Source organism: Mycobacteroides sp. LB1 (assembly GCF_013449725.1).
In the GTDB taxonomy this organism is placed as follows: domain Bacteria; phylum Actinomycetota; class Actinomycetes; order Mycobacteriales; family Mycobacteriaceae; genus Mycobacterium.
On record NZ_JACCFF010000003.1, the window covers coordinates 250038 to 276423 of the forward strand.

At 63.9% G+C, this 26386-nt stretch carries 31 protein-coding genes; 21 read left to right on the forward strand and 10 right to left on the reverse strand.

The features are described from left to right. Positions 1–34 precede the first annotated feature (34 nt). Positions 35–610: a hypothetical protein gene (locus MLB1_RS14865; protein ID WP_180750601.1), complete on the reverse strand. Its 576-nt coding sequence runs from the start codon at positions 608–610 to the stop codon at positions 35–37. 288 nt (positions 611–898) lie between these two features. Here MLB1_RS14865 and MLB1_RS14870 point away from each other — a divergent pair, with 288 nt between their 5' ends. Genes MLB1_RS14870 through MLB1_RS14890 form a run of 5 tightly spaced genes read left to right on the forward strand, consistent with a single transcriptional unit; the run spans position 899 to position 5783 of the window. Continuing rightward, positions 899–1345 (forward strand): MarR family transcriptional regulator, encoded by a 447-nt coding sequence (locus tag MLB1_RS14870; protein ID WP_180750841.1) that lies wholly within the window; start codon positions 899–901, stop codon positions 1343–1345. A gap of 50 nt (positions 1346–1395) precedes the next feature. Further along, on the forward strand, positions 1396–2436 hold the full coding sequence (locus tag MLB1_RS14875; protein WP_371750630.1) for a phosphotransferase family protein: 1041 nt from the start codon (positions 1396–1398) through the stop codon (positions 2434–2436). After that, on the forward strand, positions 2433–3614 hold the full coding sequence (locus MLB1_RS14880; protein WP_180750603.1) for an acyl-CoA dehydrogenase family protein: 1182 nt from the start codon (positions 2433–2435) through the stop codon (positions 3612–3614). The genes MLB1_RS14875 and MLB1_RS14880 overlap by 4 nt, the downstream gene beginning before the upstream one ends. A gap of 34 nt (positions 3615–3648) precedes the next feature. After that, positions 3649–4632 carry a DEDDh family exonuclease gene (locus MLB1_RS14885; RefSeq protein ID WP_180750604.1) on the forward strand — a complete coding sequence of 328 codons (984 nt, stop codon included), beginning with the start codon at positions 3649–3651 and terminating at the stop codon, positions 4630–4632. After that, entirely contained in the window at positions 4632–5783 is a 1152-nt protein-coding gene (locus MLB1_RS14890) for a serine hydrolase domain-containing protein (protein ID WP_180750605.1), read from the forward strand. The genes MLB1_RS14885 and MLB1_RS14890 overlap by 1 nt, the downstream gene beginning before the upstream one ends. A gap of 15 nt (positions 5784–5798) precedes the next feature. On the opposite strand, the gene rpsR is transcribed toward MLB1_RS14890, so the two are convergent. Genes rpsR through rpmB form a run of 4 tightly spaced genes read right to left on the reverse strand, consistent with a single transcriptional unit; the run spans position 5799 to position 6754 of the window. Continuing rightward, the gene (gene rpsR / locus MLB1_RS14895; protein WP_180750606.1) at positions 5799–6047 is read right to left on the reverse strand and encodes a 30S ribosomal protein S18; all 249 of its coding nucleotides are present in this window, start codon (positions 6045–6047) and stop codon (positions 5799–5801) included. Further along, entirely contained in the window at positions 6047–6352 is a 306-nt protein-coding gene (gene rpsN / locus MLB1_RS14900; protein ID WP_180750607.1) for a 30S ribosomal protein S14, read from the reverse strand. The genes rpsR and rpsN overlap by 1 nt, the downstream gene beginning before the upstream one ends. A 1-nt stretch (position 6353) precedes the next feature. Next, on the reverse strand, positions 6354–6518 hold the full coding sequence (rpmG, locus tag MLB1_RS14905; RefSeq protein WP_155941137.1) for a 50S ribosomal protein L33: 165 nt from the start codon (positions 6516–6518) through the stop codon (positions 6354–6356). Next, complete coding sequence (rpmB, locus tag MLB1_RS14910) at positions 6518–6754, reverse strand: 50S ribosomal protein L28 (RefSeq protein ID WP_180750842.1); 237 nt, start codon at positions 6752–6754, stop codon at positions 6518–6520. The genes rpmG and rpmB overlap by 1 nt, the downstream gene beginning before the upstream one ends. A gap of 123 nt (positions 6755–6877) precedes the next feature. Here rpmB and mrf point away from each other — a divergent pair, with 123 nt between their 5' ends. Both mrf and MLB1_RS14920 read left to right on the forward strand, forming a co-directional pair. Next, positions 6878–8104, forward strand: a complete 1227-nt coding sequence (gene mrf, locus MLB1_RS14915) for a ribosome hibernation factor-recruiting GTPase MRF (protein WP_180750608.1) — start codon at positions 6878–6880, stop codon at positions 8102–8104. 9 nt (positions 8105–8113) lie between these two features. Next, the gene (locus MLB1_RS14920; protein WP_180750609.1) at positions 8114–8356 is read left to right on the forward strand and encodes a type B 50S ribosomal protein L31; all 243 of its coding nucleotides are present in this window, start codon (positions 8114–8116) and stop codon (positions 8354–8356) included. Here the strand turns inward: MLB1_RS14920 and leuA are convergent. Next, positions 8353–10227 carry a 2-isopropylmalate synthase gene (gene leuA, locus MLB1_RS14925; protein WP_255485956.1) on the reverse strand — a complete coding sequence of 625 codons (1875 nt, stop codon included), beginning with the start codon at positions 10225–10227 and terminating at the stop codon, positions 8353–8355. The genes MLB1_RS14920 and leuA overlap by 4 nt on opposite strands. Before the next feature lie 168 nt (positions 10228–10395). Here leuA and MLB1_RS14930 point away from each other — a divergent pair, with 168 nt between their 5' ends. The 3 genes from MLB1_RS14930 to MLB1_RS14940 all read left to right on the forward strand — a co-directional run bounded on the left by MLB1_RS14930 (position 10396) and on the right by MLB1_RS14940 (position 13140). Further along, entirely contained in the window at positions 10396–11454 is a 1059-nt protein-coding gene (locus MLB1_RS14930) for a hypothetical protein (RefSeq protein WP_180750610.1), read from the forward strand. Positions 11455–11606: 152 nt separating this feature from the next. Next, complete coding sequence (locus tag MLB1_RS14935) at positions 11607–12488, forward strand: hypothetical protein (RefSeq protein ID WP_180750844.1); 882 nt, start codon at positions 11607–11609, stop codon at positions 12486–12488. Between the two features lie 25 nt (positions 12489–12513). Beyond that, positions 12514–13140, forward strand: coding sequence for a maleylpyruvate isomerase family mycothiol-dependent enzyme (locus MLB1_RS14940; RefSeq protein WP_358146877.1), 627 nt, complete (start codon positions 12514–12516; stop codon positions 13138–13140). Here MLB1_RS14940 and MLB1_RS14945 read toward each other — a convergent pair. After that, positions 13137–13739, reverse strand: a complete 603-nt coding sequence (locus MLB1_RS14945) for a nitroreductase family protein (protein WP_180750611.1) — start codon at positions 13737–13739, stop codon at positions 13137–13139. The two genes, MLB1_RS14940 and MLB1_RS14945, sit on opposite strands and share 4 nt — an antisense overlap. 85 nt (positions 13740–13824) lie before the next feature. Here MLB1_RS14945 and MLB1_RS14950 point away from each other — a divergent pair, with 85 nt between their 5' ends. From MLB1_RS14950 to MLB1_RS14980, 7 genes are all read left to right on the forward strand, one after another. Then, positions 13825–15090: an aspartate kinase gene (locus tag MLB1_RS14950; protein ID WP_180750612.1), complete on the forward strand. Its 1266-nt coding sequence runs from the start codon at positions 13825–13827 to the stop codon at positions 15088–15090. Continuing rightward, a complete protein-coding gene (locus MLB1_RS14955; protein WP_180750613.1) occupies positions 15087–16124 on the forward strand; it encodes an aspartate-semialdehyde dehydrogenase in 1038 nt (345 codons plus the stop codon). Before MLB1_RS14950 ends, MLB1_RS14955 begins: the two co-directional genes overlap by 4 nt. A 94-nt stretch (positions 16125–16218) precedes the next feature. Further along, positions 16219–16614 carry a hypothetical protein gene (locus MLB1_RS14960; RefSeq protein ID WP_180750614.1) on the forward strand — a complete coding sequence of 132 codons (396 nt, stop codon included), beginning with the start codon at positions 16219–16221 and terminating at the stop codon, positions 16612–16614. 221 nt (positions 16615–16835) lie between these two features. Further along, positions 16836–17849, forward strand: coding sequence for a DUF4185 domain-containing protein (locus tag MLB1_RS14965; protein ID WP_180750846.1), 1014 nt, complete (start codon positions 16836–16838; stop codon positions 17847–17849). A gap of 63 nt (positions 17850–17912) precedes the next feature. Then, positions 17913–18413: a tetratricopeptide repeat protein gene (locus MLB1_RS14970; RefSeq protein WP_180750615.1), complete on the forward strand. Its 501-nt coding sequence runs from the start codon at positions 17913–17915 to the stop codon at positions 18411–18413. 27 nt (positions 18414–18440) lie between these two features. Next, positions 18441–19655, forward strand: coding sequence for an ATP-binding protein (locus tag MLB1_RS14975; protein ID WP_180750616.1), 1215 nt, complete (start codon positions 18441–18443; stop codon positions 19653–19655). Then, positions 19652–20707, forward strand: a complete 1056-nt coding sequence (locus tag MLB1_RS14980) for a tetratricopeptide repeat protein (RefSeq protein WP_180750617.1) — start codon at positions 19652–19654, stop codon at positions 20705–20707. Before MLB1_RS14975 ends, MLB1_RS14980 begins: the two co-directional genes overlap by 4 nt. Here the strand turns inward: MLB1_RS14980 and MLB1_RS14985 are convergent. Continuing rightward, entirely contained in the window at positions 20704–21537 is an 834-nt protein-coding gene (locus MLB1_RS14985) for an alpha/beta fold hydrolase (protein WP_180750618.1), read from the reverse strand. The genes MLB1_RS14980 and MLB1_RS14985 overlap by 4 nt on opposite strands. Before the next feature lie 56 nt (positions 21538–21593). Between MLB1_RS14985 and MLB1_RS14990 the strand changes: the two genes are divergently transcribed. From MLB1_RS14990 to MLB1_RS15000, 3 genes are read left to right on the forward strand one after another with little or no spacing between them, the layout of a single operon-like run. Further along, positions 21594–21944 carry a DMT family protein gene (locus MLB1_RS14990; RefSeq protein ID WP_180750619.1) on the forward strand — a complete coding sequence of 117 codons (351 nt, stop codon included), beginning with the start codon at positions 21594–21596 and terminating at the stop codon, positions 21942–21944. Positions 21945–21985: 41 nt separating this feature from the next. Next, positions 21986–22414, forward strand: a complete 429-nt coding sequence (locus MLB1_RS14995; protein ID WP_180750620.1) for an organic hydroperoxide resistance protein — start codon at positions 21986–21988, stop codon at positions 22412–22414. Beyond that, the gene (locus MLB1_RS15000; RefSeq protein ID WP_180750621.1) at positions 22414–23061 is read left to right on the forward strand and encodes a sensor domain-containing protein; all 648 of its coding nucleotides are present in this window, start codon (positions 22414–22416) and stop codon (positions 23059–23061) included. The genes MLB1_RS14995 and MLB1_RS15000 overlap by 1 nt, the downstream gene beginning before the upstream one ends. Positions 23062–23085: 24 nt before the next feature. Here MLB1_RS15000 and MLB1_RS15005 read toward each other — a convergent pair whose 3' ends face one another. Then, positions 23086–24216 (reverse strand): nitronate monooxygenase family protein, encoded by a 1131-nt coding sequence (locus MLB1_RS15005; protein WP_180750622.1) that lies wholly within the window; start codon positions 24214–24216, stop codon positions 23086–23088. 171 nt (positions 24217–24387) lie between these two features. Here MLB1_RS15005 and MLB1_RS15010 point away from each other — a divergent pair, with 171 nt between their 5' ends. Further along, a complete protein-coding gene (locus MLB1_RS15010; RefSeq protein WP_180750623.1) occupies positions 24388–25713 on the forward strand; it encodes an ammonium transporter in 1326 nt (441 codons plus the stop codon). Here MLB1_RS15010 and MLB1_RS15015 read toward each other — a convergent pair. Next, on the reverse strand, positions 25697–26311 hold the full coding sequence (locus MLB1_RS15015; RefSeq protein ID WP_180750624.1) for an isoprenylcysteine carboxylmethyltransferase family protein: 615 nt from the start codon (positions 26309–26311) through the stop codon (positions 25697–25699). The genes MLB1_RS15010 and MLB1_RS15015 overlap by 17 nt on opposite strands. Between the last annotated feature and the right edge of the window lie 75 nt (positions 26312–26386).

The window sequence follows — 26386 nt, forward strand, 5'->3', positions numbered from 1 at the left end:
AGGGGACAGCCGCACGGGCAGTGCTGAACTACTCCTAGGCGACAGCGCTCTGTAGCGATCGCTTGACGTCGTTGACCGTGGTCAGGAGGGTGGCGCCGGCCTCGGCCAGCTTCTCCTTCTGCTCGTCGGTGCCGGTCACGGCGATAACGCGCGCCAGGCCGGCGATCTCGGCCAGCCCCGAGCGGAGCTTGAGAACGTTGACGAGTTTCGGGAAGAGCTTGGCTCGCAGTGCCTGCGCGGTCTGGCTGGTGATGCCCCGCTTCGCGAGCAGCTTCAGGCCGAACTCGGTCAGGGTGGCCACGCCGTCATCGGTCTTAACGACGCCGCGGTGAGCTAGCCGTTCGAGAACTCGCGCGACCACAGGCTCGGGAAGGGTGATCTCACCCTCGGTGGTATCCGAGACACGCTGCACGATCTCTGCGGCACTAGCCGGCCCGTCAAGCAGCAATGAGGCGGTGACCGCGCGCTTGATTCGAAGACCGAAAGCACCGGGACCGAAAGCGCCGGGACCGAAACCCGGGCCGCCGAATCCGGGTCCGCCAAACCCGGGTCCGTCGAATCCGCCGAAACCGGAGCCGGGACCTTCGGAGCTCGTAAATGAATCAGACATCTAATTCTCCTTTTCTGATGATCAGGCAGCTGACCTGTCGTCGACTGAACCTGTATCAACCTCCTTGATACAGGCGTCGAATCAGACATGTCAATGTTCTTGATATGAGTCTCCTGAGAATTTTGCATAGGAGTGGTAATCCATTGCACTGCAATGGCTCGCCTGTTTGGCCGATGTTGAGCCCCCGCGTGAATCCGACAGCAGGCGCGAGTCGGTCGGTCCTATTGCCTGAGTTATGCCGAGCCAATGGGCATGAGTCTGCGTGCGTCCTGGAAGGTTCATGCCAGGATGCTTCCGATGAGTGAATCCGATGAGGTCGAGCCACTGGGTTACCTGATGTTTCGGGCCGGTGCCGTGATGCGTCCGCAGGTCCTTGCTGTGCTGCGGCCACTCGGGCTCGGGATGCCGGAGTTCATGTGCTTGCGGATGCTCAACGAAAACCCTGGGCGTACCAGTGCTGAGCTGGCGCGCGAGAACAATGTCTCGGCGCAGGCGATGAATCAGGTTCTTAATGGGTTGCAGAACGTCGCATTGGTGTCCCGGCCAACGGTGCCGGCCTCGGGGCGAGCGTTACCGGCCCGGGTCACCGTCAAGGGCAAGGCGTTACTCAATCGCGTGGAGTCGGCCATCTGGGCCGCAGAGGACGAGATGTTCGGCCGACTAGGTGCCGACGATCAACGTGAACTCAGGCGGATACTTGGACGGCTGATCGACGCTGCCAGCGAAAACGGGTGAGCGTCTCCCCAACCAACCAGCCGGTTGGGTGGGCGGCTAGGGTTACGCCTGTGTTCCGGGCCACAGCTGAGACCACGTCACAGGACTGGGCTGCGCTATCGGCATGGGTCACGAGACAGGGGCACGCCCTCGATGTCGAAGCGGTGCGACAGTTCTCCGGAGGCAAGGCCAATCTCAACTATCGGGTGTCTCTCGACGGCAAACCGGCCGTCTTCCGGCGTCCGCCGACAGGCCCGATTGCCGAGGGCGCCAACGATATGGCCCGCGAATGGCGGGTGCTCTCGCGGCTCAATGCAGGATTCCCACTGGCCCCGCAGGGCCTGCTGTACTGCGACGACCTCGATGTCCTGGGTACTCCCTTCCAGTTCGTCGAATACCGCGATGGGCTGGTGATCGGCGGCGAGCTGCCCGACTGCCTTCCCGGTGATGCCCCGACCCTTATCACCGCCACCCTGATCGAGGCCATGACTTCCCTGCACCGGGTGGCGCCCGAGGACGTGGGCCTCGGTGACCTCGGCAAGCCCGAGGGCTTCCTACAGCGTCAGCTCACCGGCTGGACACGCCGGGCCCACGCCGTCTGGCCCGACGGACTGCCGGGTGTCGTCACGAATCTGACCTCGCGGCTGGAACGGCAGATCCCCGAGCCCTCGGGAGTTTCGCTGCTGCACATGGATCTGAAGTTGGATAATATGCTCGTCGATCGGGAAACGTTGTCCCCCAACGCCATCATCGATTGGGATATGACCACCCGGGGCTGCCCCCTTTTCGACCTGGCGATTCTGGTGTCGTACTGGATGGAGCCCGGTGACCCGGAGTCGGTGCGTGCCGTCAATCAAATGCCCACCACCACAGCAGGTTTTGAAGGCCGGGCGGAGGTCATCGCCTCCTACTTCGCGGCGGCCGGAGCCGAAGCGCAGCCATTGCACTGGCATGCCGCCTGTGCACGGCTACGCCTGGCCGTTGCGTGGATGCAGTTGTATCGCAAATGGCAGGCCGGCGACCTCATCGGTACCGAGTACGCAGATTTCGAAAACATTGCCATGGCCGTACTTGATTGGGCGGCAACACAATTCACCGAGGGAGAAATATGATCGACTTCAGCGTTCCGGATGAGCTGACCGCGAAGGCGCAGCGGGTGCGCGAGTTCGTCACCGAGACCGTGATTCCGTACGAGCGCGACCCTCGGCTCACCGCGCACGGCCCCACCGACGACCTGCGTAACGAGCTTGTCGGTAAGGCCCGGGATGCCGGTCTGCTGACCGTACAGGCGCCGGAATCCTATGGTGGTTGGGGCCTCTCGCATATCGGCCAGGCGGTGATCTTCGAGGCTGCGGGCTGGTCAACCCTCGGCCCCATCGCCATGAACTGTGCCGCACCCGACGAGGGCAACATGTTCCTGCTCGGCAAGATCACCAATGAGGAACAGTCCGAGAAGTTCCTGCGCCCCGTCATCGAGGGACACCAGCGCTCGGCGTTCGCGATGACCGAACCCGACGGAGCCGGATCGGACCCGTCGCAGCTCAAGACCTCGGCCACCTTCGATGGCCAGAACTTCGTCATCAACGGGCGCAAGTGGCTCATCACCGGAGCGCGCGGCGCCAAGACGTGGATCATCATGGCCAACCTGGAGGCCAATGATCACCTGCCCGAGGGGCCCACGCTGTTCCTCTGTGACGGGGATACCGAAGGCATTGTGATCGAACGCATCATGAACACGATGGACCGCAACTACGCCGAGGGGCATGCGGTCGTGCGGTTCGACAATTTGACCCTGCCGCGTGAGGCGCTGCTCGGCGAGACCGGACAGGCCTTCCGGTACGCGCAGCTGCGTTTGGCTCCGGCCCGGCTGACGCACTGTATGCGGTGGCTCGGCGCTGCCGCCCGCGCTCAGGATATCGCGGTTGACTACGCGCGTACCCGGACCTCGTTCGGCAAGACCATCGGCGAGCACCAGGGGGTTTCCTTCATGCTCGCGGATAACGAGATCGCGCTGCACCAGTGTCGCCTCACCATCTGGCATGCCTGTTGGATGATGGACAACGGTGCCAAGGGCCGCCACGAGAGCTCGATGGCGAAGTCGTTTGTCTCCGAAGAGCTGTTCAAGGTCACCGACCGGTGCGTCCAGGTGCTCGGTGGAATCGGTATCAGCGATGAGACACCCGTGGAAATGATCTTCCGCGATATGCGCGCGTTCCGGCTGTACGACGGCCCCACCGAGGTGCACAAGTACGCCATCGGTCGGCAGGTGCTCAGGACCCCGCGCGCCTAGACCCGGTTGTCGGCACCCCATGCCATCCTGAGTCATGCCGATCTGGGGGCAGACGCCCGACCACAGCCCCAAGTGGGTCGTGGTCGATCTGGAGACTTCCGGCTTTCAGCCGGGTCGTGCGCGCGTCATCAGTCTCGCGGCGTTGGCGGTGGATGCTGACGGGACCATCACCGACAGTGTGGTGAGTCTGCTCAACCCGGGTGTTGATCCGGGCCCGACGCATGTTCATGGACTCACCCCGGAGATGCTGGAGGGACAGCCGGAGTTCGCCGATATCGTCCCCGATCTGCTCGCGCTGCTGCGGGGTCGGACGCTGGTTGCCCATAACGTCGGGTTCGACTACTCCTTCCTGACGGCTGAGGCGGAATTGGCCGGCGCCGAGCTGCCTACCGAGGCAGTGATGTGCACGGTCGAGCTGACCCGGCGCCTCGACCTGGACACACCGAACCTGCGCCTGGAAACTCTCGCTGCGCATTGGGGGGTCGAGCAGCTCAAGGCACATGACGCCTACGACGATGCCCGGGTGCTCGCCGAGGTGCTGCCGCAGGTGCTCGACAGGGCTCGGGAACGCGGTACCTGGCTGCCGATCCGCGAGACCGGCCGCAAGCGCTGGCCCAACGGTCGTGTCACGCACGACGAGCTGCGCCCACTTAAGACGCTGGCATCCCGTCAGCCGTGTGACTGGCTCAATCCCGGCCCGTACACGGCGGGGCAGCCGTTGGTGCAGGGCATGCGCGTTGCTCTGAGCGCCGAGGTTGCCCGCACGCATGAGGAGCTGATCGAACAGATCATGCATGCCGGCCTTGCGTATGCCGACGCGGTCGATGAGGACACTTCGATGGTGATTTGCAATCATCCAAACCCTGAGCAGGGTAAGGGGTTTCATGCTCGCTCGCTCGGTGTTCCGTTGCTGGACGACGCGACGTTCATGACGTTGGTCGGGCGTGTTGCCGGAGGCACCGATATCGAGCAGTTCACGGTTCGAAACCGCGCCGGAGCGCAGTACTCACTGTTCTGATGCGCCGAATCTTCTGTGTAGTTCTCGTCATTGCGATGTTCGTCGGCGGTTGTGGAACGCGTTCGGGCATCCGTACCGCAGATCTGGACGCCGCCACATCGGCCAAGCTCGACACCGCCATCAATGAGGTGCTGGCGAGCGCCGCGGTCCCGGGTGCGATCGTTGGTGTGTGGGGGCCCAAGGGCACGTACGTACGCACCTTCGGCGTCGCGAACACCACGACCCGCGAGCCGATGCGCCCCGACTTCTACCACCGAATCGGCAGTGTGACAAAGACATTCACTGTGACCGCGGTGTTGCAACTCGTCGACGAGGGCAAGCTCGGGCTCGATGAGCCGATTGCCAAATATGTGGCCGGGGTTCCGGGCGGAAACAAGATCACCCTGCGTGAGCTCGCCCGGATGCAGAGCGGCCTGTTCAACTATTCGATGTCTCTGGCGTTCAACCGCGACCTGGAGGCTGACCCTCGGCGCCACTACAGCCCCCAGCAGCTGCTCGACTACGCCTTCGCTCAGCCGTCCAATTTCCCGCCAGGGCAGGGCTATGAGTACAGCAATACCAATGCCGTGCTGCTGGGACAGGTCGTGGAGAAGGTCAGCGGAAAGACGCTGCCCGCATACGTACGCGAGCACATTGCCGTTCCACTCGGCTTGAGCCACACCAGCTTTCCGGAAACCAACACCATTCCCGATCCGCATGCACAGGGTTACACGCAGCTGACGCCGACCGGACCGCTCATCGACTCCACCGACTGGAGCCCGTCGTGGGCGTCGTGGGCGGGCGCGATGGTCTCCACGCTTGAAGATCTACGGATCTGGGTGCCTGCGTTGGCGACTGGGCAGCTTCTCAAGCCCGCTACCCAGGAGCAGCGGTTGCAGACCGCGGCTATGCCCCCGGTGCCCGACGATATCCGTTATGGCTTAGGGATTTTCGATGCTCGAGGGTGGATCGGTCACAATGGCAGCATCCCCGGTTACCAGACACTCGCCATCTACTCACCCGCCGAGCAGACCACGGTGGTGGCACTGCTCAATACCGATGTGGCCAAGCAACCCGCGCAGCCCAGCACCTTGTTCGGTACCGCGATCACCAAGGTGATCAGCCCCGACCACGTCTTCCTGTTGGAGAACGCGATTCCACAGCCGCGCTGACGCAGTGATGGGAGATTAGGCGTAGGGCAGCAGTGCCATCTCGCGTGCGTTCTTGATCGCAATGGCGACCTGGCGCTGCTGTTGCACCGTCAGACCCGTCACCCGCCGCGACCGGATCTTGCCGCGCTCGGACACGAACAGTCGCAGGGTGTTGGTGTCTTTGTAGTCGACCGCCGAAAGACCCAGCTTGGCAAAGAGATTCGGCTTGGCAGGCTTGGTGTCGTCGAGCTTGGCGCGACGATTGCGTGTGGTCTTGGCAGCCATCACCAGCTCGCTTTCCGGACGCCGGGTAGCGATCCATCGTGCACGAGCTCGCGAACTCGCACTCGGGACAGTCCAAACTTGCGCAGGTAGCCGCGTGGTCGGCCGTCCACCGCGTCGCGATTGCGCAGTCGTACCGCGCTGGCGTCGCGCGGCTGGCGGGCCAGCTCGGCCTGTGCGGCTACGCGTTGCTCCTGACTGCTCGACGGTTGGCGGATGATCTCCTTGAGTTCTGCGCGTCGCTCGGCATAGCGCTCGACGATGACGCGTCGCTGCTCGTTCTTGGCGATCTTGGACTTCTTGGCCATCTCAGCGCTCCTCTCGGAAATCCACGTGCTTGCGCACCACGGGGTCGTACTTGCGAAGCACCATCCGGTCCGGATCATTGCGCCGGTTCTTGCGGGTGACGTACGTGTATCCGGTGCCCGCGGTGGATCGCAGTTTCACGATGGGGCGGATCTCATTGCTCGCCATCAGAATTTCCGACCTTGTGCTCGTAGCCGTGCCACCACGGCCTCGATACCGTCGCGGTCGATCACCTTGATGCCCTTGGTGCTCACCCGGAGCTTGATGCGCCGGTCCTCCGAGGGCAGGTAATAGGTCTTGAGCTGGATATTGGGCGTCCAGCGGCGACGGGTGCGGCGGTGCGAATGCGATACCGCGTTACCGAAGCCCGGTGACCGTCCGGTCACCTCGCAATGCGCGGACAACGGACCTCCATTCGTACCCATATTGATAATGGGAATCGTTTTCGACAAGTGCTGTTTGGGACTGTACCGTGAACCTCGCAGTAATGAAAATCGTTTGCAATAAGGTCACAAAAGGGAGATGACATGCGGGACTTGCCGCTCTTCCCACACGTGCGTCATCGCACGCCGGTGGTACTCGTGGCAGGACAGGTCGATACCGATGCGGTCGTCAAGGTCTTGTCCGGCGACCCAGGGACGGTTGTCGTGACGCACCGGTTCGACGGGCACATCGTGAAGCGGTCCGTCACGGGTGGCGCAGGTGCTCGGGACCCACAAGTGACCGTTCTAGAGCTGGCCCATGGCTGTGTCTCGTGCACGGTCCGCGACGATCTACTTATTCTGCTGAGGAAGCTGCATCGGCGGGAGGACGTCGGGCGGATCGTTTTGCACCTGGAGCCATGGCTGGAAGCCGATCCGATCTGTTGGGCGATCAACAGCGTGCCCGTTCGGGTGGGGCCGGGATTTGTCGACGGGCCTGCGGCGCGCGATGTGGAGATCGCCGCATTGGTCTCGTGTATCGACACCGAGAACTGGCTGGAACAGGCGATCGGCGATGACGAGCTCGACGACGGCCGGACATTGGCGCAGGTGGTGATCGGCCAGGCCGAGTTCGCCGATGTCCTGGTGGCACGCAACCCAGAACCCGAGGTGCTCTCGGTGCTGCGACGTTTGGTGCCGCGGGCACGCATCACCGCGCGCATCGGTCGTGTCGAACAAGCCCTTGACCATCTGGAGAACGATGCGCGGCGCGGGCGGGCGGATGACCCACATGGCGCTCTGCTCGCGGGCCAGCCCTCTCTGGTGGTCGATGGTCGCGTCGGGCTGGTGGAATTCAACGCGCGCAGGCCCTTCCACCCGGAACGGTTGCATGCCGCGATCGACTTACTGCTCGACGGTGTGATCCGCACCCGGGGTCGGCTGTGGCTGGCAACCCAGGCCGAGCAAGCGATGTGGCTGGAATCGGCGGGTGGTGGGCTCAGAGTCTCGGCTGCCGGAAAATGGCTTGCGGCAATGGATTCAGTCGAGGTGGGGCAGGCCGATCCCGAACGACGGGCATTCGCCGACCTCATGTGGGACTACCGGTTCGGGGACCGGCATACCGCGATGACGGTGCTGGTATGCGGTGCCGACCGCGCCGAGGTGCTGGATGCGCTACGCGGCGCGCTGCTCACCAATGACGAAATGGCAAACCCCGCAAGGTGGGACGAGTTCTATGACCCATTTGGCGATTGGCATGAGGACCCGTGCGAGCACATGTCCGAGCTGAGCGTCGAGGCATTCCTCTACAACGGCGAATTCAACTGCGAATAGGAGTCAGCGATGAAAACAGGAATACACCCCGACTATCACCCCGTCGTCTTCCAGGACACCACCACCGGAAAGATGTTCCTGACCCGCTCGACGGCAACGAGCACCCGCACCGTCGAGTTCGAGGGTCAGGAGTATCCGCTGATCACCGCTGAGGTGACGGCGGACTCCCATCCGTTCTGGACGGGAGACCGCCGGATCGTCGACACCGCCGGTCAGGTCGAGAAGTTCCGCCGGAGGTACGGGACGCGCTAGCCGCGCGCGGCGCGGTTGACCGCCGACACCACTGCCCGCAAGGAGGCGGTGGTGATCGACGGCGCGATACCGACACCCCAAAATGTCTGTGCCTCACCGCCGTCGGGCCCAACTACCATGGCCTCCACATACGCGGCGGCCTGTGCGTCGTCGCCGGCGCTCATGGCGTGCTCGGAGTAGTCCAGCACGTTGACGGTGTAGCCCACAGCGGACAGTGCATCGACGAACGCGGCGAGTGGGCCGTTGCCGGCCCCGGTGATCTCGGTTTCCTTGCCGCTGATCTTCACCACGGCCGCAATGGAATCCGTACCACCGTCCTCTTCGGAGGCGGTTACCTTCTGGCGTATCCGCTCCAGCGGAGTGATCGGCGCCAGGTACTCCTCGGCGAAGACATCCCAGATGTCCTTGGGGTTCACCTCGCCGCCCTCGCCGTCGGTGATCTTCTGGATCGACTGCGCGAACTCGATCTGCAGACGGCGTGGCAGCACCAACCCGTGATCGGACTTCATGATGTAGGCGACGCCGCCCTTGCCGGATTGCGAGTTGACCCGGATCACGGCCTCGTAGTTGCGGCCGACGTCCTTGGGGTCGATCGGCAGGTACGGCACCTGCCACAGGATGTCGTCGACATCGGAGTCCGCGGCGTCCGCATCCACCTTCATCTGGTCCAGGCCCTTGTTGATGGCGTCCTGATGGCTGCCGGAGAACGCTGTGTAGACCAGATCGCCGCCATACGGATGCCGCTCGGGGACCTTCAGCTGGTTGCAGTATTCGACGGTGTGGCGGATCTCGTCGATATTCGAGAAGTCGATCTGCGGGTCGACGCCCCGGCTGAACAGGTTCAGGCCCAGGGTCACCAGGCATACGTTTCCGGTGCGTTCGCCGTTGCCAAACAGGCAGCCTTCGATGCGGTCGGCGCCGGCCTGGAAGCCCAATTCCGCTGCCGCGACAGCTGTTCCGCGGTCGTTATGCGGGTGCAGGCTCAGGATCACCGAGTCGCGACGCGCCAAGTTGCGGCTCATCCACTCGATGGAGTCGGCGTACACATTCGGGGTGGTCATCTCGACGGTGGCCGGCAGATTGAAGATGATCGGGTTCTCCGGAGTCGGTGCGATGATGTCGCCCACGGCGTTGCATACCTCCACCGCGTATGCCAGCTCTGTTCCGGTGTATGACTCGGGGGAGTACTGGAAACGCCAATGTGTGTCCGGGTATTTGGCCGCCTCCTCGACGGACTTGCGTGCACCGTCAGTGGCGATCTTCTTGATCGTCTCCCGGTCGCCCCGAAAAACCACGCGCCGCTGCAGGATTGACGTCGAGTTGTAGAAGTGCACGATCACCCGCGCCGCGCCTTCGCAGGCCAGGAACGTCCGCTCGATCAGCTCGGGACGGCACTGGGTCAGCACCTGGATGGTGACGTCCTCCGGGATTGCGTTCTCGGCGATCAGCTCGCGGACGAAGTCGAAATCGGTCTGGCTTGCCGAGGGGAACCCGACCTCGATTTCCTTGAAGCCCATGCGGATCTGTAGATCGAACATCCTCCGCTTGCGGGCGGGGCTCATCGGATCGATCAGCGCCTGGTTGCCGTCGCGCAGGTCGACGGCGCCCCACAGCGGCGCCCGGGTGATCACCTTGTCGGGCCAGGTGCGATCCGGCAGGTCGATCCTTTCCACCTCGTCGGTGAAGGAGCGGTACCGGTGCACCGGCATCGAACTGTTCTTCTGGGTGTTCCACACCGGCTGATCTGCCGGCGTGCGGCCATTGGGGGTGACGATGGTGCGAGGCGAGTAGGCGTACGCGTCTTTGGACAGATCAGAGAAGTTGGGCGACTCGCCCTCGTCGAAGGAGGGCGCTGCGGAAAAGCTGGTCATGGGATGGCTCCGGGAGTTTGAGGGATATCTCGACCGGCATACCAACAACCCGCGACAGGAGGCCGGTCTGGATCAGACCCTGTCGCGGCGTCGGAGGAGGAGCGTCCGCTGCATAGACGGGACTCTACCAGCCGCGGGAAGCCCGATCATCTGGCAAGCTCGCAGAGCATGTGGGTACGGCGGGGGGCGGCAGCGCTGGCGATTCTGCTGGTCTCCACCGGCTGCACGCGCACTGTCACCGGGCAGGCTCGGGGCGGTGAGCCGGCGCCCGGGGCGGACTCCCTCTTCGAGGGTGACCTGTCGGACTACGGCCAGAAAATCAATGAGCGCGAGAAGAGAACGCTGACCTATGCGCGGGCGCTGCGGCGCGTCGATCCGTGCGGATTCGTCGCCGGTCTCAAGGAGTTCGGTGACCCGGCTCAGCTCCTCGGAGACTTCCAGGCGTGTACGGCCACCATCAAGGTCGCAGGCGCACCGGGACTGACGGCAGTGGATTACCGATACTTCCTGCAGGACATGAGCGGATACGACGAGTCGTTCCGTGTCGGTGACATCCCCGTGTACGACCTCGAGGACGAGTGCGAGTACCAGCTGCCTCTGATGTTGGAACGCTTGCCCGGTGCGACCAAGGACCCCGAATTGCAGCCCATGCTTTCGGTGAGCCTGTACGACGAGACTTCGGAGAACGCACCCGACCCGGAATGTGGTCTTAGTAGGCAAGTCGTCACCGGAATCGCCAAGCGGCTCCCCTCGGGTCTGCAGCCCCGTTCGGCGTTGAGTGCCTATCCGATCAAGCTCGCCGAACGCGATCCGTGCGAGATCCTGCGCGAATATCCCGGGCAGGCGCACAAGGTCTCGGTGGACCTGCTGGGGGATCCGTTCGGCTGCGACTTCTCGCTCCATGACGCCGGTATCGATTACTCGCTGAACCTGCTGAGTAGCGGCGGCAACCTGCCTGAGGAGTATTACGAAGAGACCGAGCACAACGGTGTCAGGTACTTCCACAATGACGATCCGAACAGCGATGTGGGATGCCACGCGGTGGCGCTGATCGGAAATCCGTTGTACCCAAAGGATATCGGTGGTGGTGCGAGACAGGAAGACGAAGATCCGTACTATCCCGCGGTCACGGTCGGAGCCTTCAGCGGCGAGGAGCGGTCGGATTGTGGGCAGATGCGTGAGCTTCTGGACAAGGCGGTGCAGCTATTCGCGAACTCCGCTCGATAGCACTGTGTCTCGTTACCTTGCTGGCGATTGCGGGGTGCGCGCAAGTTGTTTCCGGCTCCGCGACAGGACGCCTGCCTGCGCCCACCGGCCAGGCGTTGTTCGCCGGTGATGTGCCCACGTACGGCCAAACCCTCACCGAGGGTGAGGTCACCATGCTGGCGTACATGCGGGCGCTACGGCGGATCGATCCGTGTGGACTTGTGCTGGCGTTGAAGGAGATTGGAGCACCGACATACATTTCGGGCGATGTGGGCGGTTGCTTTGGCTCCATCAAGGTAGCGGGCACGGCCAACCCCTCGAGCGTCGGATTGTCCTTGGTGTTGGGTGACTTGTCGTTGGAGAAGCCCGAATTCATGGTGGGGGAAACGCCGGTTTACCACACGCCGAACACGTGCGCGTTCGAGTTTCCGATCGCCTTGGCCAAGCTCCCGAATGCGCCGAAGTTGACGGGGCCGCGCGTGCCCGTGCTCCGCGTCGTGGTCGTCGACGGTGCGCGGAGTGCCTTGAGTAGGAACTGCAATATGGCGAAACCGGTTATCGACGTGCTGGTCAAGATGAACCCGGCTGACATGCCCATGCGAGACGCACTGGGTGCCTACCCGATCAAGATGGCCGAGCGTGATCCGTGCGAGATTCTCGATGAGTATCGGGGCCGGATGCGCGAGCTGAAGGCCCCGTTCTTGGGGGAGCCGTTCTCGTGCCGGTTTTCGTTGCAAGACAGCAAAACACAGTATGAGCTGACTTTCAGGGCGGGAGTCGACCCGCCATCGAGGCTGCGTGAAGATGTCCGTGACGGCATCGAGTACTTCCACGGCGAGGACCACAATGGCTCCATCACAGCGTGCACCAGCATGGTGCGTTTAGGTAAACCGCTGTACGCCCGGGACGTCCCCGGGGGAGCCGTGCAGGAGGACGGCACCCCGGAGCGGGTCTTCATCGAGGTGCTCGGCTTCGCGATGAAGGACCGCGACTGCGGACCTACCCGCGCGATGATCGACAAGGCGGTACAGATCTTCCGCGGTTCGTTCGATTGACTCTGAGCCGCGACACAATGACGAGGTGGACACCGACGAGATCTGGCAGGCCATCGACGACGAACGCGTGAACCTTGCCGATCAGTTGGCGGCGATGCCCGTGCAGGATTGGGACCGGCAATCGTTATGCGGCGAGTGGCGTGTCCGCGACGTGGTGGGACACCTGTTGTTCGCGAGCGAGTTCTCGCTGCCGCGCACACTCGTCGATGTGATCAGAGCGCGCGGCGACCTGAATCGCTTCATCGCCACGACCGGGGTACGAGCCGGATCGGCCTCGCCGACTGAACTGCTGGCATCGCTACGGGCCAGCGCGGGCTCCAGGCGAAAGCCCCCTGGGGTGCGGCCGGTCGACCGGCTCATGGATCACCTGGTGCACGGTCAGGACATCGCGATACCGCTTGGGTGGCAGCGGGATATTCCTGTTCCCGCGGCCCGGGCGGCGGCCGCCCGGGTGTGGGATCGAGACCAGCTGTTCGGAGCGAAAAAGCGGTTCGCGAAACACCGGCTTGTCGCGACCGATACCGATTGGGCCGAGGGATCCGGCGCTGTTGTCGAGGGACCGGTCTCGGCTCTGCTGCTCCTGATGTCAGGCCGCGGTGCAGTGGTCCGGGATCGGCTCACCGGTGAAGGTGTGTCCGCGCTCCCGAACTAGCCGACGAAGCTATTGCCCCAACGTTCGATGAAGGCGATATCGCTCAGCGCGGGGCGCTGCCGGGGAGCGTGATCGCGTTCGACGGTCGACTCGTCGGCATCGGCGTAATCATCGAGGACCGGGCCGATCGCGACGACGGCGATGGGCCGCACGCTCTCGGGGATATTGAACACGCCGGGTGCATCGTCCACACGGAAACCCGCCATCGGATGGGTATGCAGACCGTGGGAGCGCGCCTCCACACCCAGCTGGGCGATCGCCAGCCCGGCATCAACTGCCGCATACACAGCGGTGTTGTCGTCATCACCCAGGTCGGTGCTCACCAGGACGAGTGCTGCCGCAACTTTTGCGTAAGAGTTTCCTCGATTGAGCAGCTCAGTCAGCGCTTCGTAGGTGGCGTCACCGCGCAGACCCACGATGTATCTGACGGGGAAGCGCTTACCCCAACTAGCGGCCCAGCGACCCGCTTCGAGCAGGGCCGTCAGGATCTCGGGAGCCAGACTTGCACCGGGATCGAAATGCCGCGGACTCCAGCGCGAGGCGATCAGCGGCTGGATCGGAACCGAGGTGATGGCGGTACGTTCGATCGAGTTGCCCATACGGGCCAGGTTATCGAGTTGCCGTAACCCCTTATCCTGATGACTGGATCTCCCCGACCCTGGCCGAACAGCAGGAAGGTATGCCGTGGCGCTCGTCGTCCAAAAGTACGGCGGATCGTCGGTCGCAACGGCCGAACGCATCCGCAGGGTGGCCGAACGCATCGTCGAGACGAAAAAGAACGGCAACGACGTCGTCGTTGTCGTCTCGGCCATGGGTGACACCACCGACGAGCTGCTTGACCTGGCCCAACAGGTCTGCCCGGCACCTCCGCCACGTGAGCTGGACATGCTGCTCACCGCGGGTGAGCGGATGTCCAATGCCCTGGTCGCGATGGCCATTCACTCCCTCGGAGCATCGGCTCGCTCGTTCACCGGTTCCCAGGCCGGCGTTATTACCACCGGCAGGCACGGCAGCGCCAAGATCATCGATGTCACCCCGGGACGGGTGCGCGCAGCCCTCGACGAGGGCCAGGTGGTGTTGGTCGCCGGGTTCCAAGGTGTGAGCCAGGACAGCAAGGACGTCACCACCCTCGGCCGCGGCGGGTCCGACACCACGGCGGTGGCCCTGGCGGCCGCGCTCAAGGCGGATGTCTGCGAGATCTACACCGACGTGGACGGGGTTTTCACCGCCGACCCGCGGATCGTGCCAAATGCCGCCCGGCTGGACACGGTCAGTTTCGAGGAAATGCTGGAGATGGCGGCGGCCGGGGCGAAGGTGCTCATGCTGCGCTGCGTGGAGTACGCCCGGCGGTACAACGTCCCGGTTCACGTGCGCTCGTCGTACACCGACAAACCGGGCACGATCGTCAGCGGATCAATGGAGGACATTCCTGTGGAAGAAGCGATTCTCACCGGCGTCGCACACGACCGTGGTGAGGCGAAGGTCACCGTCGTCGGCATCCCCGACGTTCCGGGATACGCCGCCAAGGTTTTCCGTGCTGTCGCCGACGCCGAGATCAACATCGACATGGTGCTGCAGAACATCTCCAAGGTGGAGGACGGCAAGACCGACATAACCTTCACCTGCCCCAAGGAGAGCGGCCCCACCGCGGTGGAGAAGCTGGATTCCTTGAAGAACGAAATCGGGTTCTCGCAGGTGCTCTACGACGATCACATCGGCAAGGTGTCGTTGGTGGGTGCGGGTATGCGCAGCCACCCGGGGGTCACCGCCACCTTCTGTGAGGCGCTGGCCAAGGCCGGCGTGAATATCGAGCTCATCTCGACCTCGGAGATCCGGATTTCGGTGCTGGTCAAGGACACTGAACTCGATGTCGCAGTGCAGGCCATCCACGAGGCCTTCGAACTTGGAAGCGACGAAGCGGCGACTGTTTACGGGGGTACTGGCCGATGACGTCGATTGGTGTTGTCGGCGCCACCGGCCAGGTCGGTGCCGTCATGCGGAAGCTATTGGAAGAGCGCAACTTTCCCGCATCCTCGGTGCGATTCTTCGCCTCGGCCCGCTCCGAGGGTAAGAAGCTGACGTTCCGTGGCCAGGAGATCGAGGTCGAGAACACCGAGACCGCCGACCCGTCCGGGCTCGATATTGCACTGTTCTCCGCCGGCGCCACCATGTCTCGGGTGCAGGCTCCGCGTTTCGCCGCAGCGGGAGTTACCGTCATCGACAATTCCTCGGCCTGGCGCAAGGATCCGGATGTGCCGCTGGTGGTTTCGGAGGTCAACTTCGACCGCGAGGTCCGCGGGGTGAAACTCCCCAAAGGCATTATCGCCAACCCGAATTGCACCACCATGGCCGCGATGCCGGTGCTCAAGGTGCTTCATGACGATGCCGGGCTGCAGCGGCTGATCGTGTCGACCTATCAGGCGGTGTCGGGCAGCGGGCTGGCCGGCGTCGAAGAGTTGGCCACTCAGGTGCGTGCCGGTATCGGCGATGCCGAGCAGCTGGTGCACGACGGCTCCGCGGTCAAATTCCCAGATCCGGTCAAATACGTTGCACCCATTGCCTTCAACGTGATCCCGCTGGCCGGCTCGTTGGTCGACGACGGCTCCGGTGAGACCGATGAGGATCAGAAGCTACGCCACGAGAGTCGCAAGATCCTCGGCATCCCAGAGCTTTTGGTGAGCGGGACGTGTGTGCGGGTGCCGGTGTTCACCGGGCACTCGCTCTCGATCAACGCCGAATTCGAGCGTGAACTGACCGCGGCGCGGGCCAAGGAATTGCTCGCCGGGGCGGCTGGAGTCACGCTGGCAGACGTGCCGACGCCGTTGGCGGCCGCAGGTGCCAATGACTCGCTGGTGGGCCGGATCCGCCAGGACCCGGGCGTCCCGGGCAATCGCGGTCTGGCGCTGTTCATCTCCGGAGATAATCTTCGGAAGGGTGCCGCACTCAACACGATTCAGATCGCCGAACTGCTCGTCGCGGGCTAACGATGAGCGCTCGCGTGAAGAGCTGTGGGCAATGCACAGGAACTTCACGGGTTTTCCACGGGCGAAGCCAGGGTGATTCGGCCATGCTCGGGGCATGACAACTCCAGACAAACCCGATACACCCACTAGTCCGGTGTCTGTACCGCAGGCACCTGCGCCGCGTTCGGCGAGTAACACCCTGCTGGTGAAGATTGCCGCCGTTGTCGGCATCGTGGCGGGCGCATTCGTGATCCTCGGTGTGACCTTCGGCCTTGGGGTGCTCGCAGGATCTCAGTGCGGCCATCATGGTGGCCCGGGCGGGCCCGGCGAGCACGGTGGGCGGCACATGATGTTCGACCGCGGCGGGCAGTCGCCGATGTTTCCGCCCGGCGGGCCGGTCATCATCGAGCGCGGCCAGCCCTTCGGGCCGCCGGACTCCCCAGCGCGCCAGGATCGGCCCGGCCAGCCGCAACCGCCCGCACCATCAGCGACGACAGTGCCGCGGCCCTGATCTGAGTCCGTAGCGATCCAAGCCTCCGGCGCCACTGGCTACCCTGTGCAGGGATAGTCGGTGGCGCCGCGGCGTCGGATGGGAGAAGTGGCGTGCGGCGTGTCAGGGGCAGCACGGCCCGGCTGACTGCGATTGCGCTGGTGATCTTCGAATTGGCTTACACCCCGGTGGCATTGGCCGACCCATTGCGACCCGCTTCACCGCCGCTGGATCCCGGGGAGGTGGTGCGTGTGGGTCCCGTCGCGGGGACTGGCACCGCCACCTCCGAATACAACCTGGGCGCGACCGACCTGTGCGAGTTCATGGTCTTCACCGGCGGCATGCTGCAGGTCTGCGGTGACAGCTTCGCGGGCCAGGGGGTGGGATACGGCGGCTGGTACTCCCCGGTGGCGCTGCGCGTCGACACCGAAACGGTCGACGAAACATCCGGGGTGCGTCACACCGGTGTCCTGGGTACCGACCGTCCGCTGCTGGAAGACCCGACGCCGCCAGGATTCTCGCAACTGCCGGCCGGCGTCGTCGATATCAACGGGACCAACTGGCTGTTCGTCGCCGTCACCAAGAACCTGATCCCGCAGTCGACGCGGCTCGTGAAACCCGATGCCTTCCGTGCCGGATGGCCGACCGTGCCGGGATCGATACGCCCAGGCGATTATGTGGGTGGCCAGCAGACACAGATCAGCGGCTACTACGACCCACTGTGGACTCCCGATTCGCCAAAGGGCTGGGTCTACATCGTCAGCGATGCATTCGATCGCTCCCTGCCCGCGGTGCTGTACCGGGCCAAGCCAGACACCTTTACCGACCGCGCGACGTGGCAGGGATGGGGCGCGGATGCGAAGGGTAAGTGGGCTTGGGGTGGTGCCGTGACGCCGTTGTTCAACGACCATCTCGGCGAGATGAGCATGAAGATGGTCGACGGGCAGGCCGTGCTGTCCTACTTCAACCAGACCACGGGCAATGTCGAGGTGCGGGTTGCCGACAATCCGACTCGGCTCGGTGCGGTGCCCCCGACCACTGTGGTGGCTGCGGGGGCCTGGCCGTCGATCGCCGACGAGCTACCCGAGTCCTGGGATAACACGTTGGCGCAGCCATATGGCGGGTACATCGGACCGGACTCCACGCTGGATCGGCTCAGTATTTACGTCAGCCAGTGGAACACCGACTCGCGTGACCGCGCTCCCTATCGTGTGATCGAGTTCGCGGTGAATCCGTTGCGCGCCGATGTGGGCTAACTAACGTACCGTTGTTACCAGAGTTGTCGATGTGCGAGTGGCGGCTGGTTAGGATGGCCAACGATGATTGCTAGCGGAACCTTGATCGATATGGCTGCCGGTGAGTGGGTAGCCGGTGATGAGGTTTCGCGTACCTTCGTTTCTGTGGACGCTGAGGAGTTGGCAACCCGCGCGAGCGAGGCTTTAGCGTCCGGAGACGATAGCGAGGCATTACGTCTGGCAAACGATGCGTTGGAGCTGGAGCACAAAAGTTCGCTGTCCTGGCGAATCCTGGCGTACTGCCTAGGCAGCATGGGACGGCATTTCGATGCGATTGACTGTGCGCTCTCCGCGGTGCGATACGGCAGCCATGACGCGATCAATCACTACACCCACGCGTGGGCGCTGCGTGGCGCGCAGAAGCCCAACGAGGCGCTGACTGCCATCGATGAAGCGCTCGACATCAACCCGGACTTTCCCGACGCGCTGTCGATGCGCGCCGTCCTTCGCCGCGAGCTCGGAGATCATGAAGGGTCCATCGCGGACATGCGCAAGGCGAAAAGCTTCGACGGTCATCGCCACTAAGCGCCAATCATCACTGGGAGGGACCTCGTGGCTGACGATGCCGTGCTCGCCGAGATGCTTTCTGCCGTGGAGGCGAGTCCTGATGTTCTCGCGCTGCGGCTGAGGGTCATCGAGCTGTTGGTGCAGAGCCGACGCTTTGCCGAGGCGCTCAATCACTGCACCGTCGCGTTGCAGCAGGTACCGGGAGATGCCAAGGCACTGCGGCTACTCGTCGAGTGCTCGGCCGGCCTAAACACCCCGCCCGCCGAACCGGCTGCTCCCGCCGGGAACTTCGACTGGTCGGCCGCGGAGGAACAGGTGTCCGATATCGTCCGGCCTGCATTCGTGGAGGACGAGCCCGAGCCGCTGGGACCGGACGACGTGGGCGCACTGGAGAAGTCCGATACCCGTCTCGCCGACGTCGGCGGGATGGCTGATGTGAAACGGCAGCTGGATCTCTCTCTGTTTGGGCCGCTGCGTAACCCCGAGCTGGTCAAGGCATTCGGTATCTCGGCACGGGGCGGCCTGCTGCTCTACGGCCCGCCGGGGTGCGGTAAGACGTTCCTGGCGCGAGCCGTCGCCGGCGAGTTGGGTGCCAACTTCTATCCCATCGGTATCTCCGATGTGATGCATCCGCTGTTCGGGCAGAGTGAGCAGCGACTGCACGAGATCTTCGATACCGCACGGCGGAACACGCCATGCGTGCTGTTCTTCGACGAGCTCGACGCACTGGGGCATCGCCGTTCGCAGCTCTCGGGAGGCTCGGGCTTGCGGCCCTTGGTGAATCAGCTGCTGGCCGAGCTGGACCCGGCGACGGAGAGCAATGAGGGACTGTACGTCCTAGGCGCCACCAACCACCCCTGGGATGTGGACGCCGCGCTGCGCCGGCCGGGTCGTTTCGACCGAATGATCCTGGTGGCATTGCCTGACGAGGAGGCGCGTGTCGCCATCGTCAAGTATCACCTGCGGGATCGGCCGCTGGAGGGTATAAACCTCAATGCGATCGCCAAGCGCACGGACGGTCGCTCGGGGGCCGATCTCGCACATATCTGCCACACGGCAACACAATTCGCTATGGCCGACTCGATCAGCAGTGGTCAGGTGCGGCCGGTGCGGATGGCGGATGTGGACACAGCGATCGCACAAGTGGGCCCCAGTGCCGGGGGATGGTTCGATACCGCGCGCAATGTCGTCGAGTTTTCCAACTCGGACGGGGCCTACGATGAGCTGGCAAAGTATCTGCGTCGTAAGCGATCTCGATGACATCGGCCGGCGATACACCGCTGGCCCGCGCGTTGATGATCGAGGAGTTGATCGGGGTGCGCAAGTACGATTCCGCTCGCGCAAGTCTTGCGGAGGCCCTGGCGAGGTGGCCCGATGATTCCGATCTGTTGGCCACCGGCGCGTACCTGGATCTGAAGGCGGGTCACTACCCCGGGGCAATGTGGTATGCGGACAACGCATTACGTACCGATCCCGGTAACAGCCAGGCGCAGCGGATCCGCATTTCGGTGCTGATCCGCGGCTGGAACAAGACGCCCGCCATCGAGGCGGCCTGGCGCTTGGTGCAGACCCGCCCGAATCAAGCGTCCAGTCACTACATGCTGGCGGTCGCGCTGTACGCCGCGCGGCGCAAGAACGCGGCGCTGGGTGCCATTGACGAGGCACTGCGCATTGCTCCAGACGACTCTTCCTATCGTAATCTGCGCGGCCAAATTATCGGTATGCGAAGTTGGAAAGGTAAGGCATTAAAGGAATTCCGATTGGCGCTGCGTGCCGACCCAGATAACGCCCACGCGATGGAAAACGTGGGCATGGCGCAGTCGCGTCGGTGGCGGCTGTCGAGCGCGCTGCGGGCCTACCTGGATTTGGCCGGCATGGACATCCGGCGGGCCGAGGATGTGCGTGCCGGGGTTTCCGAGGTGTTCAACAGGCTTGTCAGCGTGATGAACCCGCTGAATTTTCTGGCGTTGGTGGTCCTCGGCGCGTCCGCCGCGGTCGCCACGCGGTACGGGAACCAGCAGCTGCCCATTCCCGCGCGGGTAATTGGGGGGCTGTTGGCGGCCGCAGTGATCGCGCTGCCGATATGGCTGGTGCTCACGGTCCCTCGACGCTCCGGTAGGGCGCTGTCGGCGAGCTTGGGGAGATCGAAGCTGATCAGTTTCTGTGTGGTGCTCAGCATGGCAAGCGCGTTGTGTTTGATGGTCGTCGTGCTGGTCGGATCCGTTGTGATCGCTGAATCGGCATTGTCGTTCGTCGCCCTGCCGGTGATGATCGTCTTCGCGCTCCGACTCGTCGCGAGCGCTTCCGGTTAGCCGTCCAGCGGGTGCCGTTTCAGGAACTCGTCGATCAGGGCATTCACCTCGTCGGGCCGCTCCAACCCGGCCAGATGTCCGGTGTTCTCCATGACCACGAACTCGGCGCCGGGAATCGCGTCCGCCATGAGCTGTGTCTCCGCGACGGGGAAGGTCGGATCCTCGCGGCCCGCGACAACCAGGATCGGTGCGGTGATGTGACCGAACAGCTCGCGTTGGTCGGGCCGCGCCGGAACCACGCTGTTGACCGCCCAATACACCGAATCGACGTTGAGTCGGCCTATCGCCTCCCGGATGGTGTGCTCAACCTCCGGACGTTCACGTGCGGTACTCGGCCCGATGAAGGCCTGGACGGCGCGGCTGGTGAGCGGTTCACGAAACCGTCCGAGGAGTCTGACGATTTCGGCCAGCAGCCGGAACTCGATCATCTGCCGCTTGCCCGCACGCGAGGCCGTGGCGTTCATCAGTACGGAGGCTCCCGCTCGGTGCGGATACAGCGCCGCGAAGGTTCCTCCGATCATTCCGCCCCAGGAATTGCCGACCACGTGTGCCCGCTCGATATCGAGGCAGTCGAGTATCTGCTCGACGCTGTGCGCGCAATCCTCGAAACGGAACATCCGGCTGAGTGCCTGGCTGTCACCGTGGCCGGGCGGGTCGACGAGGATCACGGTGTGGTGGGAGGCGAAGTACCGTGCCTGGTCGGCCCACATGGAACCCGACATCAGCAGGCTGGGCCAGAAGACGATGGGCGGCCCCTCACCGCCGATCTGCAGGTGCAGTCCACCGAGACAGCTTTGGATGTATCGGTCCTGCAGTGCGGCGCTGCCCATGCGCAGCAGGTTAGTGGTTGTGAGCGGTTGACAGGGAAGATCTACAGAATGTGGACATGATCACCGCCCGGGTGTTGCCGCCAGTGCTGCTCATCTGCTCGAACATCTTCATGACCTTCGCCTGGTATGGGCATCTCAAGTTCAAGGATCACCCGCTCTGGGTGGTGGTACTTGTCAGCTGGGGTATCGCGTTCTTCGAGTACTGCCTTGCGGTCCCGGCTAATCGCCTTGGCAGCGACGTGTACTCGGGGACCGAGCTCAAGGCGATGCAAGAGGTCATCACCTTGACGGTGTTCCTCGGTTTCGCGGTCTGGTACTTGGGCGAGAAGCTCACGCTCAACCACTTCGTCGGGTTCGCACTGATTGCCGTCGGCGCCTACTTCGTGATCAACGGGCCGCTGAGGTAAGAACCTCATTCGGGGACCAGCGCCTTCCGTATGCTCGTCCTATGTCGAATGAGGCCCTCTACACAGCAGAAGCGACGTCGACCGGTGGAGGCCGTGACGGGCACGTTCGATCGTCCGACGACCGTATCGATCTCGACACCCGAATCCCAAAGTCGATGGGTGGCAATGGGGAAGGCACCAATCCCGAGCAGTTGTTCGCGGCCGGATATTCAGCGTGCTTCCTGAGCGCGCTCAATCTTGTCGCCCGGATGGCGAAGGTAGCGCTGGACCCCGCGACATCGATCACCGCCAAGGTGAGCATCTCCAAGACACCGGAGGGTGGCTTCGATCTGTCTGCGGAGCTGGACGGGTACCTGCCGGGGTTGTCCCAGGAGGTGGCCGACGACTTGCTGGAGCAGGCCCACGAGGTGTGTCCATACTCGAACGCCACCCGCGGCAACATCGAGGTGGCGGTTAAGGCGCGCATCTGATGCGGGCGCTGATTCCCGTTTCGGCCGTATCGGCGGTGGTGCTGGGTCTCGCGCTCGCCCCCGCGGCGGACGCCCGTCCCTCCGATCCGGGTGTGGTGAACTACGCCGTCCTCGCGCGCGGGTCAGTCAGCAATATCATTGGCGCGCAGCTGGGTTCGCATAGTGAATTCACGGCCCCGTTCCAGGCATTCTCGGTGGATGTTCCGGAATGCAACAACTGGTCTGATATCGGGCTCGACGAGGTGTACGCCGATCCGGATCTGGCGGCCTTCCGGGGTGCGGCGACGCAAGATTCAGCCTCGGACACAACGCACTTGGTGAAGCAATCGATCGGTGTGTTCGCCAACAACGATGCGGCGGACCGCGCGTTCCACCGGGTGGTGGACCGTACGCAGGGATGTTCCGGGCAGACGGCGACGATGATCCTGAACGACGGACGACGCGAAGTGTGGACGTTCAACGGTGGTGCGATTGGCGCTGCTGACGCCGCATGGGTCAAGGAAGAAGCGGGTGTGGACCGTCGCTGCTTCAATCAGACGCGCAGGCGCGAGAACGTGCTGCTGCAGGCCAAGGTCTGCCAGCCCGGGAACGGGAGTCTCGCGGTGAACGTGTTGGCGAATACGATGCAAAACGGCCTGGGCCAGTAGGAGATTGGCCCAGGCCGCTAGCTGTTACACCGAGGCAGCCTCATTGAGCTCGTTGAGCGTATTGGTGGCCTCCAGGTACTCCTGCACCCAGCGCCCGATAACGGCGGACGACTTCTCGACCTTGGTGAACTGGCCGACAACCTGGCCGATCGGATTGAAGGCGACATCGATGCTCTGATCCGGGTACTTGTTAGTCGCCGCGACGGCCATCCCGGAAACCATGTACTGCAACGGCATTCCAAGCGGTTCCGGGTTGCCTTCGGTCTCCCACGCCACGGTCCAGTCGTTGCGCAGCATGCGTGCGGGTTTACCCGTGAACGAGCGGCTGCGTACGGTGTCGCGGCTGCCCGCCTTGGCGTAAGTCTCCTGCTGGACCGACGTGGTGTGCGCCTCCTCGACCATCAGCCACTGCGAACCGGTCCAGGCTCCCTGCGCGCCTAACGCGAGCGCCGCCGCGACCTGGGCGCCACTGCCGATTCCGCCTGCGGCCAGCACGGGTACAGGGGCGACGGCCTTGACGACCTCCGGCCACAGCACGATAGAGCCCACATCACCGCAGTGGCCGCCGGCCTCGCCGCCCTGGGCGATGATGATGTCCACTCCGGCGTCGGCATGCTTGCGGGCCTGCTTGGCCGAGCCGCACAATGCGGCGACCTTGCGACCTGCATCGTGGATCTGCTGGATCATGTCGGCCGGAGGCGTGCCGAGTGCATTGGCGATGAGCGTCATCTTGGGGTGCTTGAGCGCGATCTCCACCTGCGGGGTGGCGGTGGCCTCGGTCCAGCCCAGCAGCTGCAGGGCGTTGTCATTGCCCTCCTCCATCGGAACGCCGTGGTCGGCGAGGAGCTTGCGGCCGAAGTCCAGGTGCTCCTGCGGCACCATCGACTGGAGCATCCTGGTGAGCTCCTCGGCCGGCATGTTCGCGTCCATGCCCTCGTATTTGTTGGGGATGACGATGTCGACGCCATAGGAGTGGTCACCGATGTGCTCGTCGATCCAATTGAGCTCGATCTCGAGCTGCTCGGGGGTGAATCCGACGGCGCCCAGCACGCCGAAGCCACCGGCCTTGCTCACCGCGACGACGACGTCGCGACAGTGCGTGAAGGCGAAAATCGGGAACTCGATGCCGAGCTCGTCGCAGATGGGGGTATGCATGGCCATTCCTTGGGTGGGTGGTGGGAATCGATCGGTCGGGCGGGTATGAGAAGGAAATCGTACGCCAGAAAACTGGAACGTGTTCTAGTTTAGATCAGGTCTTGCGCGCGCGGGCGAGGGCTTCCCTACACTCACGCTGACCTAATCGCACGATCCGGGAGTAGCCAGCACATGTTTCCGCATATGGGAGTGCCCGACGCGGCCAATACCGCCTGGGTGCTGACGAGCGCCGCACTGGTGCTCCTGATGACCCCGGCATTGGCCTTCTTCTACGGCGGCATGGTGCGCGCCAAGAGCGTCCTCAACATGATGATGATGTGCTTCTCGGCCGTCGCCGTGGTGTGGGTGCTCTGGGTGGCCTTCGGGTACTCGATGGCGTTCGGTACCGACATCGGTGGCGGGTTGCTTGGCGATCCGTTCCAATTCGCCGGATTGCAGCACCTGTTCGAAGGCGATTACAAGGCGTCCTCGGTACCGCTGTGGGGGCCGACCAAGATCCCGGCATTGGTGTTCGTCATGTTCCAGGCCGGGTTCGCCATGGTGACGGTGGCCCTCATCGCGGGAGCGGTGGCCGACCGCATGCGCTTCCTTCCCTGGATCGCCTTCACGGCATTGTGGGCGACCCTGGTGTACTTCCCGGTCGCGCACTGGGTATTCGCGGTCGAGGGCACGACCGCCGATAAGAGCGGGTGGCTTGCAAACCTCGGCGTCATCGACTTCGCCGGCGGCACTGCCGTGGAGATCAATTCCGGTGCGGCCGGTTTAGCGCTGGCCGTAATCCTCGGCAAGCGGCACGGATGGCCGCGCGAGGCAATGCGACCACATAACCTGCCTGCCGTCATGCTGGGCGCCGGACTGCTGTGGTTCGGCTGGTTCGGTTTCAACGCCGGATCGGCATTGGCCGCGGACGGCACTGCCGCGATCGTCATCGCCAACACCCTCGGCGCGGGGGCAATGTCGATGGCGGCCTGGCTGGCGGTCGAGAAGATCCGGCATGGCAAGCCGACCTCCTTCGGTGCCGCCTCGGGTGTCGTCGCGGGGCTGGTGGCCATCACACCCTCCTGTTCGGCGGTGACCCCGATCGGCGCCCTGGTCATCGGTGCGGTGGCGGGCGCTTTCAGCTCGCTGGCCATCGAGCTGAAATACCGTTGGGGATATGACGACTCGCTCGACGTGGTGGGCGTGCACTTGGTTGGTGGCATCGTCGGCACATTGATGATTGGCATCGTCGGCAGTGCGGTGGCGCCTGCGGGTGTCAACGGGCTGCTGTACGGCGGTGGGCTGCATCAGTTCTGGCTGCAACTGGTGGCGGTCGTCGCGGTGCTGGCCTACTCGGTGACGGTGACCGGGCTTATCGGGCTGGGCCTGCGGCATTCGATGGGCATCCGGTCGCACGCGCAACACGAGTCCGATGGCCTGGACGATGCGGAGCATGCCGAGTCGGCCTACGAGCTGGCCACCACGCGCGGTGGTGGGTTGATCAATCCTGGGCGCTGAACCTGCCGACTCCGGGTAGGAAACGTCCGACTCGGAGTGCGTAGTGGCGGTACGTCTTACCGTGTGCCGCGAGTAGGTAGGGCTCCTCGACCACGCGTACCTGCAGCTCAATGGATGCGGCGAGTAGAGCGAAGCCGATGAGAGCCAATGGGTTCGGTGTCATGAGAGCAGCACCGGCCGCGAACATCAGCATTGCGGTGAAGATCGGATTGCGCACCCAGCCGAAGACGCCGGTGCTCACCAGCGTGGTGGTCTCCCGGGTGTCGACGCCCACGCGCCAGGATTCGCCCATGGTCTGTTGCGCCCCGATCGTCGCGAGGATGCCCAACACCGCGAGCGCGATCCCCGCGAGCTGAAGCGGCCGGTTATCCAGCGCTGCAAGGGGAGTGACGTTCTCGGTCAGCTGCAGTATGGGTGCGAGCAGCGCCACGGCTATCGCGGCAATGAATCCCACACCGGCTAGCCATTCGCGCGAACCGGGGCGTCCGTGGAATCCGCGGAACCCCGTGGACCCGGTCGCGCGCCACTGCCGGTAGCTCTTCCAACCGAGCCCGGCAGCGATAAACACCAGGTAGAGGACGAGCGCTGCCATGGCCATCAGGTTTCCTCCTATTAATGCATACATTCGCATAGAACAATATTTGACGACGAGAGTCAACCCCGCCCGGATGTT